The 17088-nt window shown below is 73.3% G+C and carries 7 protein-coding genes; all 7 read right to left on the bottom strand.

The features are described 5' to 3' along the window. Positions 1-41: 41 nt before the first annotated feature. Genes OG917_RS04145 through OG917_RS04115 form a run of 7 tightly spaced genes read right to left on the bottom strand, consistent with a single transcriptional unit; the run spans position 42 to position 16966 of the window. Entirely contained in the window at positions 42-680 is a 639-nt protein-coding gene (locus OG917_RS04145) for an O-methyltransferase (protein WP_328316149.1), read from the bottom strand. Then, a complete protein-coding gene (locus OG917_RS04140) occupies positions 677-1468 on the bottom strand; it encodes a thioesterase II family protein (protein WP_328316148.1) in 792 nt (263 codons plus the stop codon). Before OG917_RS04140 ends, OG917_RS04145 begins: the two co-directional genes overlap by 4 nt. Continuing rightward, a complete protein-coding gene (locus tag OG917_RS04135) occupies positions 1465-2541 on the bottom strand; it encodes a Gfo/Idh/MocA family oxidoreductase (protein ID WP_328316147.1) in 1077 nt (358 codons plus the stop codon). Before OG917_RS04135 ends, OG917_RS04140 begins: the two co-directional genes overlap by 4 nt. Next, positions 2538-3677: a saccharopine dehydrogenase NADP-binding domain-containing protein gene (locus OG917_RS04130; protein WP_328316146.1), complete on the bottom strand. Its 1140-nt coding sequence runs from the start codon at positions 3675-3677 to the stop codon at positions 2538-2540. Before OG917_RS04130 ends, OG917_RS04135 begins: the two co-directional genes overlap by 4 nt. Further along, the gene (locus OG917_RS04125; RefSeq protein ID WP_328316145.1) at positions 3674-9076 is read right to left on the bottom strand and encodes a non-ribosomal peptide synthetase; all 5403 of its coding nucleotides are present in this window, start codon (positions 9074-9076) and stop codon (positions 3674-3676) included. The genes OG917_RS04130 and OG917_RS04125 overlap by 4 nt, the downstream gene beginning before the upstream one ends. Further along, a complete protein-coding gene (locus tag OG917_RS04120; RefSeq protein WP_328316144.1) occupies positions 9073-15669 on the bottom strand; it encodes a non-ribosomal peptide synthetase in 6597 nt (2198 codons plus the stop codon). The genes OG917_RS04125 and OG917_RS04120 overlap by 4 nt, the downstream gene beginning before the upstream one ends. Beyond that, positions 15659-16966 (bottom strand): condensation domain-containing protein, encoded by a 1308-nt coding sequence (locus OG917_RS04115; RefSeq protein WP_328316143.1) that lies wholly within the window; start codon positions 16964-16966, stop codon positions 15659-15661. The genes OG917_RS04120 and OG917_RS04115 overlap by 11 nt, the downstream gene beginning before the upstream one ends. Positions 16967-17088: the final 122 nt, after the last annotated feature.

Genomic DNA, 17088 nt, shown 5'->3' with positions numbered 1-17088 from the left:
CCCCTCCAGGAGGTCCGGGCGCCGTCGCTGTGCGGGGGCCGTCAGCCGGCCCGGCGGATCACGGTGACGCCCTCGCGCACGGTGAGCACGCTCTGCCGTACGCGGGCGTCGGCGGCGACGTGGGCGTTGAACGCCCGCATGGCGACGGTGTCGGGCTGCTGGTCCCGCTCGTTGGCGACGCCGCCGAACTGGAGCACGTTGTCGGCCAGGATCAGTCCGCGCGGGGACAGCTTGGGCAGCACCGCCTCGTAGTAGTCGACGTAGCCGGACTTGTCGGCGTCGATGAAGACCAGGTCGAAGGGGCCGGGGAGGCTCTCCACCGACCGCAGGGCCGGGCCCTCCAGCAGGTGGACGCGGTCGGCCCAGGGCGAGGCCGCGAAGTGCTTGCGCGCGATCGAGGCGTGCAGCGGGCTCAGTTCGCAGGTGTGGAGCTCGGCGTCCGCCGGCATCGCGTCGGCCATGCAGAGGGCGGAGTAGCCGGTGAAGGTGCCGATCTCCAGGATGCGGCGGGGCTGCAGCGCGAAGACCAGGGAGGCCAGGAACCCACCCTCCAGGCTGCCCACCATCATGGCCGGCAGGTCGGTCCCGGCCTCCGTGTCGGCGACCAGGCCCGCCAGCCACGGGGGCGCGGGGGATGAGGCCTCCTCGGCGTACTTCTCCACGACGGGTCGTACGATCATCCTCGGTTCCTTCCTGCGGGGTCGGTGGTGGCGTGCCGCGGGTGGCTGTGCAGCCGTTGGTACAGCCAGTCCGTCAACTCGGCCTGGGCGTCGCCGCGCAGGTAGAAGTGGCCGCCCGGAAAGCGGACCAGCTCGGTGCCGGCGGACGTCACCGCCGCCCAGGCCGCCGCGTCCGCCGTGTCGATCTCGGGGTCCTCGGTGCCGTAGCAGACGCTCACCGGCACCGAGAGGTCGCGGCCCGGTTCCGCCTGGTAGGTGCCCACCAGCCGGTAGTCCGCCCGGAGCGCCGGCAGCGCCATCTCGCGTACGCCGGGCATCCGCAGCAGCCACTCGTCGGTGCCGCCGAGCCGGCACACGTCGTGCCAGAGCCGCTCGTCGTCCAGGTGCTTGTCGTCGGGCCGCTGCCGGTCCGGGCCGGGGCGGCCGGAGACGATCAGCCGCTCGGGGAGTGTCCCGCCCGCCGCGCCGAGGTGGCGGGTGACCTCGTGCGCGACGGAGGCGCCCATGCTGTGCCCGAAGAACCACACGGGTCTGTCGTCCAGGTGCGCCAGCGCCTTGGCCAGCGGCTCCACGAGGCCGGGCATGTCCGTGCAGCACGGGTCACCGATGCGGTCCTCCCGGCCGGGGTACTGCACCACCAGGCCCTCGACGTCGTCGGGGAGGTCACGGGCCAGTGGGCGGTAGAAGCTCGCGGATCCGCCGCCGTGCGGGAAGAACACCACCCGCTGCCGGGCCCGGGGCCGGGGGAAATAGCCGCGCAGCCAGGGGTTCGGGACGTCGGTGCTCATGGCTTGACCTCCAGCAAATCCGCTGCGGACAGGAGTTCGGGCGAGTCGGGGTGGTGGAGCCGTACCGGCCCGCACGCCTCGGCCACACTCATCGCCAGCTTGGTCAGGGCGATGTGGTACTGCACATGTCCCCGGCTGTCGGCGCCCGCCCGCACGTCGTCCCAGACCGCGCGCATGGCCCTCGCCGTGGCCTGCGGCCACAGGTCGCGCAGCACCTCGCTGTACGAGGCGCCCTCCGCGGGCCCCAGGTGCTGCACGCTCGGCACCCGGAGGTGAGGGGCGGTGGAGTCGCCGAAGCGCACCAGGTCCTTCATGCCGCCGGGCATGTGCGGGCGCATGCTCCACTCCACCGGGCCGTGCGTGTTGACCAGGGTGAGGTGGCCCCCGTCCGTGCCCAGGGTGATGCGGTGGAACAGATGGCTGTAGTTGTCGGGATCGGCGGGCACCAGCTCGTTCTGCAGCCGGAAGGACATCGGAACGCCGGCGAAGCGCCCGGTGAGGCTCCGGTACGGCGCCCCCTCCGCGCCCGCGAGCGCCCCGTCGATCCCGTGCGGACGGATCGTCCCCAGCGCGTGGCCCAGGATGTCGAAGACCGTGTAGAGCACCTGGAAGGCGCAGGTCACATCGAGGAAGAGCGGGCGCTGCCGGGCCACCAGGTCGCGGGCTACCTCGATGAAGCGGCGCACCGGTTCGACATGGGGGTAGTGGGTGTTCATCCGGAACACCACGCCGGACTCGCTTGCGGCGCGCAGGCACGCGACCAGTTCGCCGGGGTGCAGCGGGTGCTCCTGCAGCACGTGCAGGCCGCGGCGCATCAGTGCCTGGGAGAGCGCAGGACCCGGGCCGCCGTTCATCGCCCCGCCGATGACCACGCAGGCCAGATCGACATCGCCGGGCACCTCTTCGACCGTGGACCACAGGGGCACCCCGTAGTGCTCGGCGCAGGCGCGGCTGCGGCTGCTCCCCGACGCGAGGATCCCGGCCAGCTCGAAGTCGGAGTCCGCCCGTTCGAAGGCCGCCAGATAGGCGCGGCCGAAACCGGTGCCGGCCACCAGGACGCGTGGGCGGGTCACAGTTCGCCCTCCTCCATGGCACGGGCCGCGAGGATCGGCCGTTCGCCGATGTCCAGCACCGACACCGCGGGCTCGGCCCGCAGCGCTGCGAGCACCGAATCGGCGTCGAGCACGTCGGAGCCGAAGTGCACCCCCGGAGGGATCCCCCCGCCGAGTACGGCCAGCACGGCCAGCGCACAGGCCAGCCCGGTCAGGGCGTAGGTGTCGCCCGCCCGCAGGGCCAGACTCCGGGTGGCGGGCCGCCCGGCGTCGGTGCCCGTGACCTCGAAGAGCATCAGCTGGAACGGGTCCTTGCCGAACAGGTCGAGAGCCGCGGCGCGAGTGAGCTCACCGGCCGCCTCGGCGAGCCCGGACTCACCGCGCATCGCGCCCTGGAGCCGGCTCAGGCAGTTCATCATGTGCGCGCCGCCGTCGAAGACGTTGTACCAGTCGATCTCCGTCAGCCCGGTGAGCGCGGGGAGCCGCGCGGACTCGAAGCTGAGGTAGGGATAGACGTCGACCCGGTTGCCGGCGTGGGGGAGTTCGACACCGGTCCGCGGCTCCAGCTCGCGCTCGACCCGGATACCGCCCCTGATCGCGCCCCGGGTCTCGCCGTAGGCGCCGCCCATGGAGAGCAGGTAGTCGGCGGCCCCCGCCGGAGTGAGCCGGTCCATCGTGCCGACATAGGCCGTGAGCCGCTGCGGGTCGCTCATGGTGGTGCACAGATGACGGGGGAGCAGACCGGTCAGCCCTGGCTGCATCCCCGCGGTGATCACGGCGGTGCCGGCGAAGGTGCCCGGCCGGGTCAGCGCCTCCAGGAGCGGCTCGTCGCCGCCCGGGTCGACGTAGTCGGCGCCCGCCGCCGCGGCGGCCCAGGCCACCCGGTCGAGTACGTGGTAGGAGGGGCCCGCGCAGTTGAGCACCACGCGGGCACCGCGGCAGAACTCCGCCAGCGACCTGCCGTCGTACAGGTCCACTTCGACGGCCCGGCCGCGCAGGCCGGACTTGCCCAGCAGGGACTCGGCCTGCGCACGGTCGCGCCCGCCGAGCCGGACGACGGCGTCGGGCCGGCGCTCCGCGATCGCCTGTACGGCGGCGGCGCCGACGGCGCCGTAGGCGCCGACGACCGCGACCGTCGGGGTGATGTGCTCGCTCACGCGTCCTCCTCGGGCAGGTCGATCACACGGGGAGCGACCAGTTCACGGCAGGTGAAGTGGTCGCCCGGAACTGTCTGTCGCCGGAGGCCCCCCACGCACACCGACTCCCACAGCGCGGTCATGTCGGTGGCCATGGCGGGCCAGACCGGGGACTCCTCCTCGTGCACCAGCAGGCGGGCCTCCCCGGTGTAGATCCCCGGATCGTGGGCGGCGACGCAGTCCGCCAGCGCACGGCCCCGTACGAGGCGTTCGGCGATCTCGTCCCCGGTGCGGCCCAGCGCCCGGGCGATCCTGGCGTGCCGCTCCTCGCGCGGGGTCGCGGCGAGTCCGGCCGCGGCCCCGCCCACCGCCCGCAGATCAGGCTCGGCCCGGCCGGCCAGCGAGGCCAGCGCTCCCTGCGGGATGTCACCGGCGGGGGCGAGCGCGGCCAGCGCCCGGCCGAGCGCCGCGACATCCGGATACCCCAGGGCGGCCGGGTCCAGGCCGCGGTCCAGGCAGAGCAGCGCCTCTTCGAGCAGGTCGTCGCGGACCGTGGCCGGCAGCGGGTAGCTGCTCAGCAGGGTCAGCCCGCACACCGGGGCGCCCAGCTCGGCCAGTTGCCCGGCGACCGCCAGGGCCAGTACGCCCCCGCTGTGGGCGCCGATCAGGTGGAACGGACCCGGGCTCAGCGCGCGCACCCTGGCCACGATGTCCTGGGCCAGGTCGTCGAGCGACTGCCCGTCGGCCACCCGGACCGGGGGCACGACGGCCACCGGGTCGAGTTCGCCGAGGCCCGCGGCGAGCCGGTCGGCTTCGTCGCCCAGACCGTCGCCGATGAGGACGTGCACCGGGTTGCCGAGGGCGTCCGCCGCTCCGGCCAGAACGAGCCCGTCGCTCGCTCCGCTCTCCCCGGCCCCCTCCTGCCCCTGCTGGAGGAAGGCGGAGAGCTCGCGCACCGAGGCGCCGCCGAGCAGTTCGCGCAGCAGCTCGTCGAAAAAGACACCGGCCGCGGCCGGCACATGCTCGCGCAGTGCGGTGACGAGCTGGGCGGCGAGCAGCGAGTCCCCGCCCAGGGCGTAGAAGTTGGTTTCGAGCGGGACCTCCGGCGCGCGCAGCACCTCCGCGTACACCTCGGCGACGCTCAGCTCCAGTCCGCCGGCCTCGCGCGGACCGTCCCCGGAGACCGCCGCCCCGGCCGTACGGTGCTGCTCGGCCCAGACGGCGAGGGTGGCGCGGTCGACCTTGCCGTTGCCGGTCAGCGGCACCGCGTCGAGTACCTCGAAGCGCGAGGGGATCATCTCCGCAGGGAGCCGCTCGGCGAGCCGGCGCGTGAGGACCCCGGCGTCGACCTGTTCGCGATCGGTCTTGAAGCGGGCCGCGAAGACGTGCATACCGATACGGGCCAGCTCGTCCTCCGGCGCCGGGACGCACAGCTCCAGATCGGCTCCCGCCCCGGCCAGCAGGTCGTACCACTGGTGGCGGCCGATGAAGGTCTGGTCCTTGCCGTGCCGCACGTCCTGGAAGTCACCGGCGGTGGCGTCGAACAGGAACTCCATCGAGGTGAGGATCTGGTAGTTGTCGCGGGTCGTCTCGATGAAGACCAGCCATCCGCCGGGTACCAGCGCCTCGCGCATCCGGCTCAGGACCGCGCGGGCGTCCTTCGCGTAGTGCATCACGTTGCCGCACAGGATCACGTCCACCGAGTTCGGCCTCACGCCCTGCTCACGGAAGGGCTCGTTGAAGTCGAACAGGGCGTAGTCGACCCAGGGGTGGTCCGCGAACCGCTCACCGGCCTTGTTCAGGAAGAACTGCGACACGTCGCTGAAGGTGTAGCGCACGTTCTCGCCGTCCAGCGCCGGGATGGTGTCGACGCTGGTGCCGCCGACCCCCGCCCCGACCTCCAGCACCCGCAGCGGCCGGCCGGTGGTGTTGCGCCGGGCCACCCCCAGCACGGTGCTGGTGGCCAGCCGGTTGAGGTAGCGGGAGAGGAAGCCCTCCATGTAGGCGGCCTCGTGGATGCTCAGGTCCCCCTCGGGGAAGAGCATCCGCAGCGGATCCCGCTCGTCACGCATCAGCTCCGGCAGGTGAGCGGCGGCGAGCTTGAAGTAGTCCACCAGCTCCGGACGGTCGTTGGCCTCCGGCAGCAGCCGGTCGGCCTCGGCCCAGGCGTGCTCGACGTCCTCGGGGGTGACCAGGCGCAGGCAGCCGAAGGTGCCGTCGTCGTCCTTGTCCAGGTAGCCGTTCTCCACGCACGCGGCCAGCCAGCGGCGCACCAGCCGCTCGTGCTTGGACGCCACCCGGGCGAGGCGCATGATCTCGGATGTGCTGTGGCGCGTCACGGCGTCGGGCCACACGCCCTCCCGGCGCAGGACGTCGACCATGCGGCGCAGGGCCGCGTCGTCGAGCACGGCCGCGAACTCCACGACCTTCGAGACGTCCACCCCGTCGCGGATCTCATCGGCGGCCGCGAGGATCTCGGGCCGGAGGGTGGCGTCGACGGGGTGGCCGGCCGGGTCGGCCTGCGACGGCGCGACGAAGGCGACCAGCCTGCGGTCGTTGCGCTCGCCCTGGGTGGCCACCGCCGCCGCGTCGAGCTGCGGGTCGGCGGCCAGGGCAGACTCCACCTCGGCGAGTTCGATGCGGTGACCGCGGATCTTGACCTGCCGGTCGTCGCGGCCGATGAACTCGATGGTTCCGTCGGGCAGATAGCGGGCGCGGTCACCGGTGCGGTAGACGCGCTCACCGTCCGGCAGTTCGATGAAGCTCGCCGCGGTCTTCACCGGGTCGCCGAGGTAGCCCTCGGCGAGACCGGTACCGGCGATGCAGAGGTCACCGACGACGAGGTCGGGGCTGGGCCGCAGGGAGGCGTCGAGCACATGGAAGCGCTGGTTCTCCAGCGGGGTGCCGTACGGGATGCTCGGCGCCGCGGGGTCGACCTCGCCGATAGGGTGGACGATCGACCAGATCGCTGCCTCGGTGGCGCCACCGAGGCTGTACAGCGCCACCTCCGGAAGGTGCGCGCGCACGGCGTCGGGGAGCGTCACGGGAATCCAGTCGCCGGACATCATCCCCAGCCGGACGCCGGTGCAGTCGCGGCCTTCGCCGCGCAGGTACTCCTCCAGCAGCATCATCTGGGCCGGCACCGTGTTCAGCACGGTCACGCCGTGCCCGGTGATCAGCTCACCCCAGTGCGAGGGGTCGGTACGGCGCTCCGGGTCGGGGAGCACCAGGGTGCCGCCCCGGCCGAGGACGCCGAAGATGTCGAAGACCGAGAGGTCGAAACCGAGACTCGACAGCCCCAGCGCGACGTCGTGTTCGCCGATCCCGAACCGCCGGCAGACGTCGTCGAGGGTGTTCACCGCCGCGCGGTGGCTGATCTCCACGCCCTTGGGCTCGCCGGTCGAGCCCGAGGTGAAGATGACGTACGCCGAGTCACCGGGGGCGACCGGCGCCGTCCCGGGTCCGGTGGAGGGTGTCCCGGGCAGCCGGTCCACATCGATGCGCCCGACGCCATCGGGCAGCCCGGCCCCGACCGTGCTGTGACCGACCACCAGGTCGATGCCGGCGGACTCGATGATCTTGTTGCGCCTGGCATCGGGCTGCCCGGCCTCGATCGGGACGTAGGTGCCGCCGGCCAGCAGCACCCCGAGTGCCCCGGCGATCTGCTCCCAGCCCTTCTCCAGCACCACCGCGACACGCTGGTGCGGCTTGTGGCCGTGCTCGGCCAGCGCCGCGGCCACGCCGGCGGCGCGGCCGGTCAGGGTGGCGTAGTCGACACTCCCGTCATGACCGATCACCGCCGTCGCCTCCGGGCGGCGGCGCGCCTGGTCGAGCAGCGCCTGGTGCAGCAGGGCGTCGCCGACCGGCCGGGCGGTGTCGTTGACCGCCGCCCGGCGCCGCGCCTGGTGGTCGGGGAGCGTCACCGGGTCGCCGGCCCAGGCGCCGTCCTCGTCGGCGAGCCGGAGCAGCAGCGCACGGAACGCGGCGAACATGTCGTCGAGCACCGGGCCCGGCACGGTCTCGTCCCGCACGTCCCAGTTGATGAGCAGGGCGCCTGCGGCCTCCATGGCCTGGCAGTCCACCCAGACCTGCGGCGTCTGACTGATGCCGTTGCGGATCTCCGACCGCATCAGGCCCCGCGGGTCCAGCCCGTCGGAGAGCCCGATGGCGCTGGTGAAGACCACAGGCATCATCGAGCCCTGCTGCCCCCTGCGGCGAGTGAGCTCGCGCAGCACCTCCACGCCCGAGAACAGCCGGTGGTCGAGGTCCTCGAAGAGCTGCTCGCCGGCCTTCCGGGCGCGCTCGGCGAAGCTGTCGGCGCAGCCACCGTCGACGGCCAGCAGCTCGACGGAGGTGAAGTCGCCGACGATGTCGTTGACGTCCGGGTGCAGGGGCAGCCGGCTGAGCACCGTCACATCGAGGGTGAACCGCGGGTTGCGGCTCCAGCGCCCGATGACCTCGGCGTACGCGGCCATCACCGCCGTCGACGCGGAGATGCGGTGCTCCCCGGCGCGGGCCTTCAGCGCCGACCAGACGGCGGGTTCCAGACGCAGCTCGCGGCGGACGAAGCCGGCCGGGCCCTGCCGGCTGGGCCGGGCGACCAGCGGCAGTTCGGGCGCCGGCGGCAGGCTGTCCAGCCGCGCCATCCAGTAGTCGCGGTCACGCTCGTAGGCGGGGCCCTGCCGCACCGCGCGTTCCGCCCGCAGGTAGTCGCGGAACGAGATCGCGGGGGCGGGGAGGCCGGCCCCGGGGTCCTCGTAGAAGGTGCCGAACTCGTCGAGCAGCCGGTAGATGCTCACGTAGTCGGCGATCAGGAAGTCGATGGAGAAGTGCAGGACGGCCCGGTCGGCCAGCTCGGTGACCTCAAGGGTGTACAGCGGGCACGCGGTGACGTCCTTGGACTCGTCGGAGAGCCGGCCGCGGACCTCGCGGAGTGCCTCCTCGCCCGCGGGACCCCGCAGGCCGGTCGCGTCGTGCCAGCCGATGACCGGGGCGGGCGGGTCCTCCAGGACCCGCTGGTAGCCGTCGTAGTCGATGACCACGCGCAGCATCTCGTGCCGGTCCGCCACCCGGCGCCAGGCCCGCAGCAGCCGGTCGCGGTCGAGCGCTGCGAACTCCAGCTCGCCGTAGGCATGGCAGGGCACCGAGCCGTACTCGAAGGCGCCCCGGCGGCCCAGGAGGTAGGCCGACTGGACCTCGGTGAGCGGGAACGGCTCGTGGGCCGATGCGGGGTCGGGCCGCACCTGCTGCGGGCCGCGCTCGCGCAGCACCTGGAGCACGTCCTCCCGCCGGCCGGCGAGGAGCTTACGGCGCTCGGGTGTCATCGCTCCCTCGGGTCCCCGGAAGCGGAGCCTGCCCCCGTCCTCCCACAGGTGCAGGCCGGCCTGTTCGAGTTCGCTGATGATGTCGGCGGTGGTCACAGGACACCTTCTTCCAGTCGGACGGACGCTTCGCTCTGGTGGCTGCCGGAGATCTCGCCGTCGATGACGGCGGCGATCGCGGTGACGGTCGGATGGTTGAAGAGCTGGCGCAGGGAGAGCTCCACGCCGAAGCGCTGGGAGAACTGCTGGATCGCCCGGGTGGCGGTGAGACTGTCGCCGCCCAGGCCGAAGAAGTTGGCCGAGCGGCCCACCCCCGGCGCCTCCAGCAGCGCCGCCCACACCTCGGCCACCGCGTGTTCGGTGCCGCCGCGCGGCTGGTCGTCGGCGGGTGCCGTCCCGGTGCTGCGGCTCGGGCCGTAGGTGCGGGCGACGGCCGCGCGGTCCACCTTGGCGTTGGCGTTCAGGGGCAGCCGGTCGACGACGGTGAGGTGCTCGGGCAGCATGTGGACCGGCAGGTGCCCGGCCAGTGCGGCCAGCAGCCCCGTTTCCGTCGGGGCGCTGCCGGTGCCGGGCGCCGGGGTGACGACCGCGGCCAGGCGGCGCGCCCCCGCACTGCTGTCGACCCACACCACGGCGCTCGCGACACCGGGCAGTTCGCGCAGCCTGGTCTCGATCTCCCCGAGTTCGATCCGGTGCCCGCGCACCTTCACCTGGTGATCGCGCCGGCCGAGGAACTCCAGGGCCCCCGAGGGGTGGTAGCGGCCCAGGTCGCCGGTGCGGTACCAGGTGGCGCCGTCGGCCACCACGAAACCGGCCGCGGTGCGCTCCGGGTCCCCGCGGTAGCCGAGCGCCACGCCGGCGCCCCCGATCCACAGCTCGCCGGGTACGAAGTCGGGCCGGTCACGGCCGTGTTCGTCGACGACGCGGAAGTACTGGTTGGCCAGCGGATATCCGTACGGTATCGACACCCACGCCGGGTCGACGGTCTCCACGTCGAAGGCGTTCGACCAGATCGAGGCCTCGGTGGCGCCGCCCATGGCGACGAGGAGGGCGTCCGGCGCGGCCGCCCGGAGCCGGTCGGGCAGGTCGAGCCCGACCCAGTCGCCCGAGACGATCGCCACGCGCAGCCGTGGCAGGCCCGTGCCCGACTCGCAGGCCACCAGCAGCATGTCGAGCAGGGTGGGCACCGTGTTCCACACGGTGACCCCGTGCTCGGCGGCGAGGCGGGCCCAGGCGGTCGCCTCCCGCCGGATGTCCTCGGTGAGGGTCACCACGGTGCCGCCCACCCCGAGCAGCCCGAACAGATCGTAGACGGACAGGTCGAAGTCGAGGGCCGAGACCTGCAGCGCCACGTCGCCGGGCCCCACGCCGTAGCGGGCGTTCACGTCGTCGATGGTGTTGGCGGCGGCCGCGTGGGTGATCTCCACCCCCTTGGGCTCGCCGGTGGAGCCCGAGGTGTAGATGACGTAGGCGATCTGTGCCGGGTCGACCGGCACGGGCTCCGCCACCGGCTCGGCCCCCAGCGCCTCGTCCACCGGCACCAGCCGCAGCGTCTCGTCCCAGCCCTCGCCGGCGCCCGGTCCGGTCAGGGCCAGACGGGCCCCGGCGGAACGCACGATCCGGTTGCGGCGGCCGGCCGGCTGGCCGACGCCGACCGGCACGTAGCAGCAGCCCGCGGCCAGCACGCCGAGCACCGCGGCCACTTGGCCGGGGCCCTTCGGCAGCGAGACGACCACCGGGTCGCCCGGCGAAGCGCCGAGCGCGAGGAGGTGCCCGGCGACCCTGAGGGCGCGCTCGGCCAGCTCCGCGTAGGTCAGCACGGCGCCGGATGCCGAGCGCACGGCGACGGCGCCTGGCGAGCGACGGGCGAGGTCGAGGACCGGCTGGTGCAGCGTACGGGCGGGGCGGGCGACGGCCGTGTCGTTGACCTCGGAGCGGACCTTCGCCTGGGCCTCGGGAAGCCCGATCGGCGGGGCCGGGCGGGACCAGTCGTGGTCGGCGAGCTCTGTCAGGAGGCGGCGCATCGCGTCCAGGGCCGCGGGGACGACCTGGGGGCTGTAGAGGCCCTCGACGTGGTCCCAGTTGACGGCGAGGCCGCCGTCGCGCTCCACCACCTGGCAGTCCAGGGCGACCTGCGGGCTCTGCGAGAGGCCGCGCCGCAGTTGGCCGAAGCCGAACGTGAGGTCCTTGAAGTCCGCGCTGACCCCGAGGGTGGAGGTGAACACGACCGGCATCAGCATCTGGCCGCCCCCGGTGCGCCGGGCCAGCTGCTGCAGCACCCAGGTGGTCGAGACGTTGTTGTGCCCGATGCCCTCCCAGACCTGTCCCTGGAGCCGCCGTACGGTATCGGCCCAGGAGCCTTCGGGATGGCTGTGGTGGCCCAGCAGCAGCAGCGAGGTGAAGTCGCCGACCACCTGGCCCACCTGGGGATGCACCTCACGCCGGTCGAAGACCGTCAGGTTGAGCGTCAGCGAGCTCTCGGCGCTCCACGCGGCCAGCACCTCGGCGAAGGCCGCCGCCACGACGGTCGAGGCGGTCAGCCCCTCCTCGGCGGTCCTGGCGCGCAGGCGTGCCCAGGTCTCCGGGCCGAGCCAGAACTCGTCCCGTACGAAGCGCGGCCGGTCGATGTGTTCGGGGTCGACGGCCATGGGGAGCGCGGGGGCGGCCGGCAGCTCCTCGATCGCGGTCAGCCAGTACTCCTCGTCCCGCGCCCTGGCCGCGGGATCGGTCCGCCCGGCGAGCAGGTAGTCGCGGAAGGACAGGCCGAGCTCCGGGAGTTCCAGGCCGGGATCCGCGTAGAGCGCGGACAGCTCGGTGAAGATGGTCATGATCGACAGTGCGTCGAGCACGACGTAGTCGAAGCCGACACCGAAGGCGGTGTGCCCGTCGTCGCGCCGCACGGCGCGTACGTCGAACAGCGGCCAGGAGGTCACGTCGAGCACCTGCTGCTCCATGCCCGCCAGCTCCGCGACCGCCTTCTCGTGTCCGGCGGCGGTGGTGCGGGTGACCGCGAAGCGGTAGTGCGGGACCTCGGGAAGGATCCGCTGTCCCCCCTCCCCGTCCAGAACGGCGCGCATCATCTCGTGCCGCCGTACCAGCCGGTTCCAGGCGGTCTCCAGCCGCTCCAGGTCGACGTCGTCGCTCTCGAACTCCCAGTACCAGTAGGAGGCGACACCGCCGAGGGCGAAGTCGGGGTCGCGGCCGAGCCAGTAGGCGCGCTGCACATCGGTGAGGGGGAAGGGCTCGTGCCGGTGCGCCGGGTCGGCCGGGACGACCCCGGGCGCCGCGGCCCCGGCGGGTTCCAGGCTCGCGGCGAACCCGCTCAGCGTGGGCCGCGTGAACAGGTCGCCCAGTCTGGCCTCGTACCCCTCCCGGCGGAGGGCGGCGAGCATGCGGGTGGCCTGCAGGCTGTCACCGCCGATATGGAAGAAGTTGGTGGTCCTGTCCACCTCCGCACCACCGGGCAGCTCCGCCCAGAGCGCGGCGACCGTCTCCTCGGCGGCGCCCCTGGGGGCGGCGCCGGCTACGCCGGACGTCCGCTCGCTCAGCGCCCCGGCCAGCAGCCGCCGGACCCCGGCCCGGTCGACCTTGCCGTTGCGGCTCAGCGGCAGCTCGTCGGTGGCGACGGCACGGGCGGGCACCATGTACTCCGGCACCCGGAGGGCGGCGGTGGCCAGCGCCTCGCCGGTGTCGGCCCCGGCCGGGGTGATCAGGGCGTACAACGCACCGCCGTGCTCGGGAACCGGGACCACGACCGCGTCGCGTACACCGGGGTGCCGGGCCAGGGCGCGCTCGACCTCGCCGGGCTCGATCCGGTAGCCGTTGAGCTTGACCTGGAAGTCGGCGCGGCCGAGGAACTCGACCACGGCCCCTGGCCGGTAGCGGGCACGGTCGCCGGTGCGGTACCAGCGCCCGCCCTCGGCCTCCACGAACTTCGCCGCGGTCAGGTCCGGCGAGCCCACATACCCCCGGGCCACACCGGCCCCGCCGATCCACAGCTCGCCGGCCACCCAGTCGGGGCGGTCCCGTCCGTGCTCGTCGACGATCCGGCAGCACTGGTTGGGCAGCGGCACGTTGTAGGGGATCGAGGTCCAGCCGGGGTCCACCTCCGTGACCTCCTGGACGGTCGAGTGGATCGCGGTCTCGGTGGTGCCGCCCAGCGCGACGAAGACGCTGTCCGGGCGCAGCGCGTGCACCCTGCCGGGCAGGTCGAGCCCGGCCCAGTCGCCACCGAGGAGTTGCAGCCGGAACGGCCAGTCGTGCCACTCCGGCCGGGACTCGGCGGTCGTGAGCGCCATGTCGGCCAGCGCGGGCACACAGTTGAGGACGGTGGCCCGGTGCTCGACCGCTCTGCGCAGCCACACCTCGGGGGAGCGGCGCTCCTCGTCCGTGACCAGGACCAGGGCGCCGCCGGAGGTGAGGGGGCCGAAGATGTCGTAGACCGAGAGGTCGAAGTCGAGCGCCGACAGGCACAGGGTGCGGTCGGCGGTGCCCATCCCGTAGCGGAGGTTCAGCGCTGCCACGGTGTTGCGGGCCGCCCCGTGGGTGAGCTCCACGCCCTTGGGCTCCCCGGTCGAGCCGGAGGTGAAGATCACGTAGGCCGGGTCGTCCGGCGAGACGGCGGCCGGCCTGTCGAGCAGTGGTACCGCGGGATCGGTGCTGCACCGCACGTCGATGCTGAGGATCCCGCCGCCGGAGCCGCCGCGGTCCCGGCCGTCGGTCACCGCGAAGCGGGCTCCGGCCCGGGACCCGACGATGTGCCGGCGCGCGTCCGGCTGGTCCGTCCCCACCGGCACGTAGGCCGCGCCCAGCATGTGCACCGCCAGCACCGCGACCACCTGGCCGACGCCCCTGGGCAGAGTGAGTACGACCCGGTCGCCGGCCGTGACACCCGCGGTGCGCAGGGCGTGGGCCAGCCGCCGCGCCCGCTCCGCGAGTTCGGCGTAGGTCAGCCGCTCGCCGTCACCCCACACCGCCGCCGGCGCGTCGCCCCTCTCGGCCGCCCGCCGGAAGAACTCCTCGTGCAGGGCCCCGCCGGGCAGTTCGGCGCGGGTGTCGTTGGCCCGCCGGCGCGCCTGGACCTGTGGGTCGGGCGGCCGTATCGGCAGGCTCTCCCACCAGGCGCTGGGCTGCGAGGCGAGCAGCCGTACGCGGTTGACGAAGGTCTCGAACATCGCCTCGGGGACCCCGGCCTCGAAGAGGTTCTCGGTGGTCTCCCAGTTGATCAGCATGCCGCCCTCGTGCTCGATCAGCTGGAGGTCGATCCACACGCCGGACGTCTGCGAACTCATCCACACCGGGGAGCCCAGCACCGCGCGGGTCGCCCCGTCGAAGAGCTCGCCGAGGCTGAGCGCGCTCGTGAACACGACGCCGGCCCGCTGGTTCGCGCCCGCGGTGGTCCGGGCCAGGTCGCGGAGGACCGAAGTGCCCCCGTACGCCGTGTGCGTGGCGTCGCGGCGGTACTGCTCCTGCATCGCGCGGGCGCGCTCGGCGAAGGTGCGGCGCGCGTCGGGCGCCACCCGGAGCAGCAGCAGATCCGTGAAGTCCCCGACGACCCGGCCGACTTCGGGGTGCACCGGGATCCGGTTCAGCACCGGCAGGTTGAGCAGGAACTCCGGGCCGTCGCTCCAGGCCGCGAGGACATCCGCGTAGGCAGCGGCGACCGCCATCGACACCGTCAGGCCGTTGCTGCGGGCGTGCTGGCTGAACCGCTGGTACGTCTCCGGGGCCAGCTGGGCATGGCGCCGTACGGTGTGCACCCGCTCGATCCGGTCCGGGGGTGCGGCCAGGGGGAGTTGCGGCGCACCGGGCAGGTCATCGGCGCGGTCGCGCCAGTAGGAGACATCGGCGGCGCGGGGCTCCCTGCCTGACTCGGCGACGAGCCGGCGGTACTCCGGAAAGGTGAGTACGGGCTGCGGCAGCGAGAGGTCCGGGTCCCGGTAGTGGCGGGCCAGGTCGCCGATCACGATGCGGAAGCTCGACGCGTCGCAGACGATCATGTCGATGTCGAGGAAGAGCCGGGCCTTCCCGGCCGGCAGCAGCGCCAGACGCACGTCGAGCCCGCCCCCGCGGCCGACCGGGAGCGTCTGATGGGACAGCTCATCGCGCAGGCCGGCCAGCCGGCGGACCCGCCCGTCCTGGTCGAGGCCGCGCAGGTCGACGACCTCGTCAAGGCCCCGGCACCCGGGGAGAATCCGCTGGCGGCCGTCGGAGCCGACGGCGGCGCGCAGCATGGGGTGCCTGCGGCGCAGCGCCGCGACCGCGCCGTTCCAGCGCTCGACGTCGGCGGTGACGTCGAACTCGAAGTAGAAGTGCGACCCGGTGCCCAGCGGCATCCCCGGCTGCCGGCCCGACCAGTAGGCGTGCTGCATCGGGGCCAGCGCGAACTCACCGGCCTCCGCGGCCGGGTCGCCGCCGGCCTCCGGCCGGACGTCCGCTGTGTCGTCGGTTCCGGACAGGAGCGCGGCCCAGGCACGCACGGTGGGTTCCTCCACCAGGTCACCGAAGGTCACCTCGACGCCGTCCGCCTGCCACGCCGCCGCCAGGGTCATCATCCCGAGGGAATCCAGGCCGAGGGTGACGAGGTCCTCCTCCAGGCCGATCTCCGCGGCGGGGAGCTTCAGCCGCGCGGCGACGGCGTCCCGGATCTCCTCGGCGGACAGTGCGCGTCCGGTGCTCACCTCACTGGTCATCGTGGCCTCCCATGCGCAGCCGGGGCCGGGCCCCGGCTCGGTCGGTGCGGGGTGCCGCGCTGCGGGCGGCGGTGGTGCAGACGCCGACGTACTCGGCGAGCAGGGACTCGGCGAACTCCCGGTCGAAGCGGTCGGGGTTGTAGAAGAGCAGCACCCGCACCGTGTCCCCGTCGGGCACGGCGACCAGCTCCAGCTCGAAGCGGGTGGCGACGTCGTCGGGGACCAGGACCTGGATGTCCAGCCCGCCCGCCCGGGTCGAGTACACCGGGTCGGCCATCATCTGGAAGACCACGTCGTCGAGCCGCCGGGTCGTACCGCCGAGGTTGATCGGAAGCATCTGGAACGGCAGCGCCTGGTGGACGAACGCCTCCATCACCGTGCGGTGCGTGGCCCGGAGATGCCCGGTGAATCCGTCACCGGTGAGCCGGGTCCGCAGCAGGACCATGTTGGCCAGGAAGCCCACGGTCCTGCGGTGCTCGGCGCCGCGGTTGGCGAACAGGGTCGCCACCGCCAGGTCATCGGTGCTGCTGACCGACCTCAGGGCGCGGTAGTAGGCGGTCAGCAGCGCCACGAACATCGTGGACCGCTCCCGTTTGGCCAGCGCGTCGAGCGCGGCGACAGTCGGCGCCTCCAGGATGTCCTGCACGAGTCTGGTGTCACGGGGTGCGCCGGCGGTGGCCTCCCGCATCGGCAGCGGGGGCAGCGTCACATCCTTCAGGCGTTCGCCCCAGAAGGCGCTCAGCCGCTTGCCCGAGGGGCCGGCCAGAGTCTCGCGCTGCTCCTCCGCGAACTGGGAGTAGGCCGTGGCCGCCTCGCCGGCCGGCTCCCCCTCCAGCGCGGTGCACAGATCCTCGAAGATCACGTTGCACGACCACGAGTCGGTGACCATGTGGTGCATGTTGACGCAGAGCACGTGATGGTCCACGGCGAGCCGCCACAGGGTGATCCGTACGGCGCTTTCGGTCGCGTCGATACGGGTGCCCAGCTCCGCCGCGACCGCCCGGTCGGCGGCCGCCCCGGGATCCGGCTCGGCGCTGAGGTCCACCTCGCGGATCTCCGGTGACGCGGCCGGGTGCACCAGCGCCTTGAGCCGGCGGCCACCGCCGGTGAAGGTGGTGCGCAGCGCCTCGTGCCGGGCGGTCACCCGGTCGATCGCCTGGCGGAGCCTGTCGCGGTCGAGCCCGCCGCGCAGTCTGCACAGCACCGGGCAGTTGAGCGCGCCCTCCTCGCCGCGGTAGCGGTCGAGGAACCACAGGAGCGTCTGGCCCACGGACGGACGGATCTCGGTGACTGTCACGTCCGGCAACGTAACGACGGCCACGGCCCTCGCAGCCGGAGCTGAAAGAAAGCTGAGAGGACCTTCACACTCCTTTCTCGCCGCCCGGGCCGGCCGGCCTCCCGGTCCAGGGTGAGGGCACC

Source organism: Streptomyces sp. NBC_00388 (genome assembly GCF_036061255.1).
Lineage (GTDB): Bacteria > Actinomycetota > Actinomycetes > Streptomycetales > Streptomycetaceae > Streptomyces.
This window is presented reverse-complemented; position numbering and strand designations above follow the sequence as displayed.

Coding starts and splice junctions, on each gene's coding strand:
- OG917_RS04120 (WP_328316144.1), bottom strand. CDS start 15,669: ATGACCAGTGAGGTGAGCACCGGACGCGCACTGTCCGCCGAGGAGATC.
- OG917_RS04140 (WP_328316148.1), bottom strand. CDS start 1,468: ATGAGCACCGACGTCCCGAACCCCTGGCTGCGCGGCTATTTCCCCCGG.
- OG917_RS04145 (WP_328316149.1), bottom strand. CDS start 680: ATGATCGTACGACCCGTCGTGGAGAAGTACGCCGAGGAGGCCTCATCC.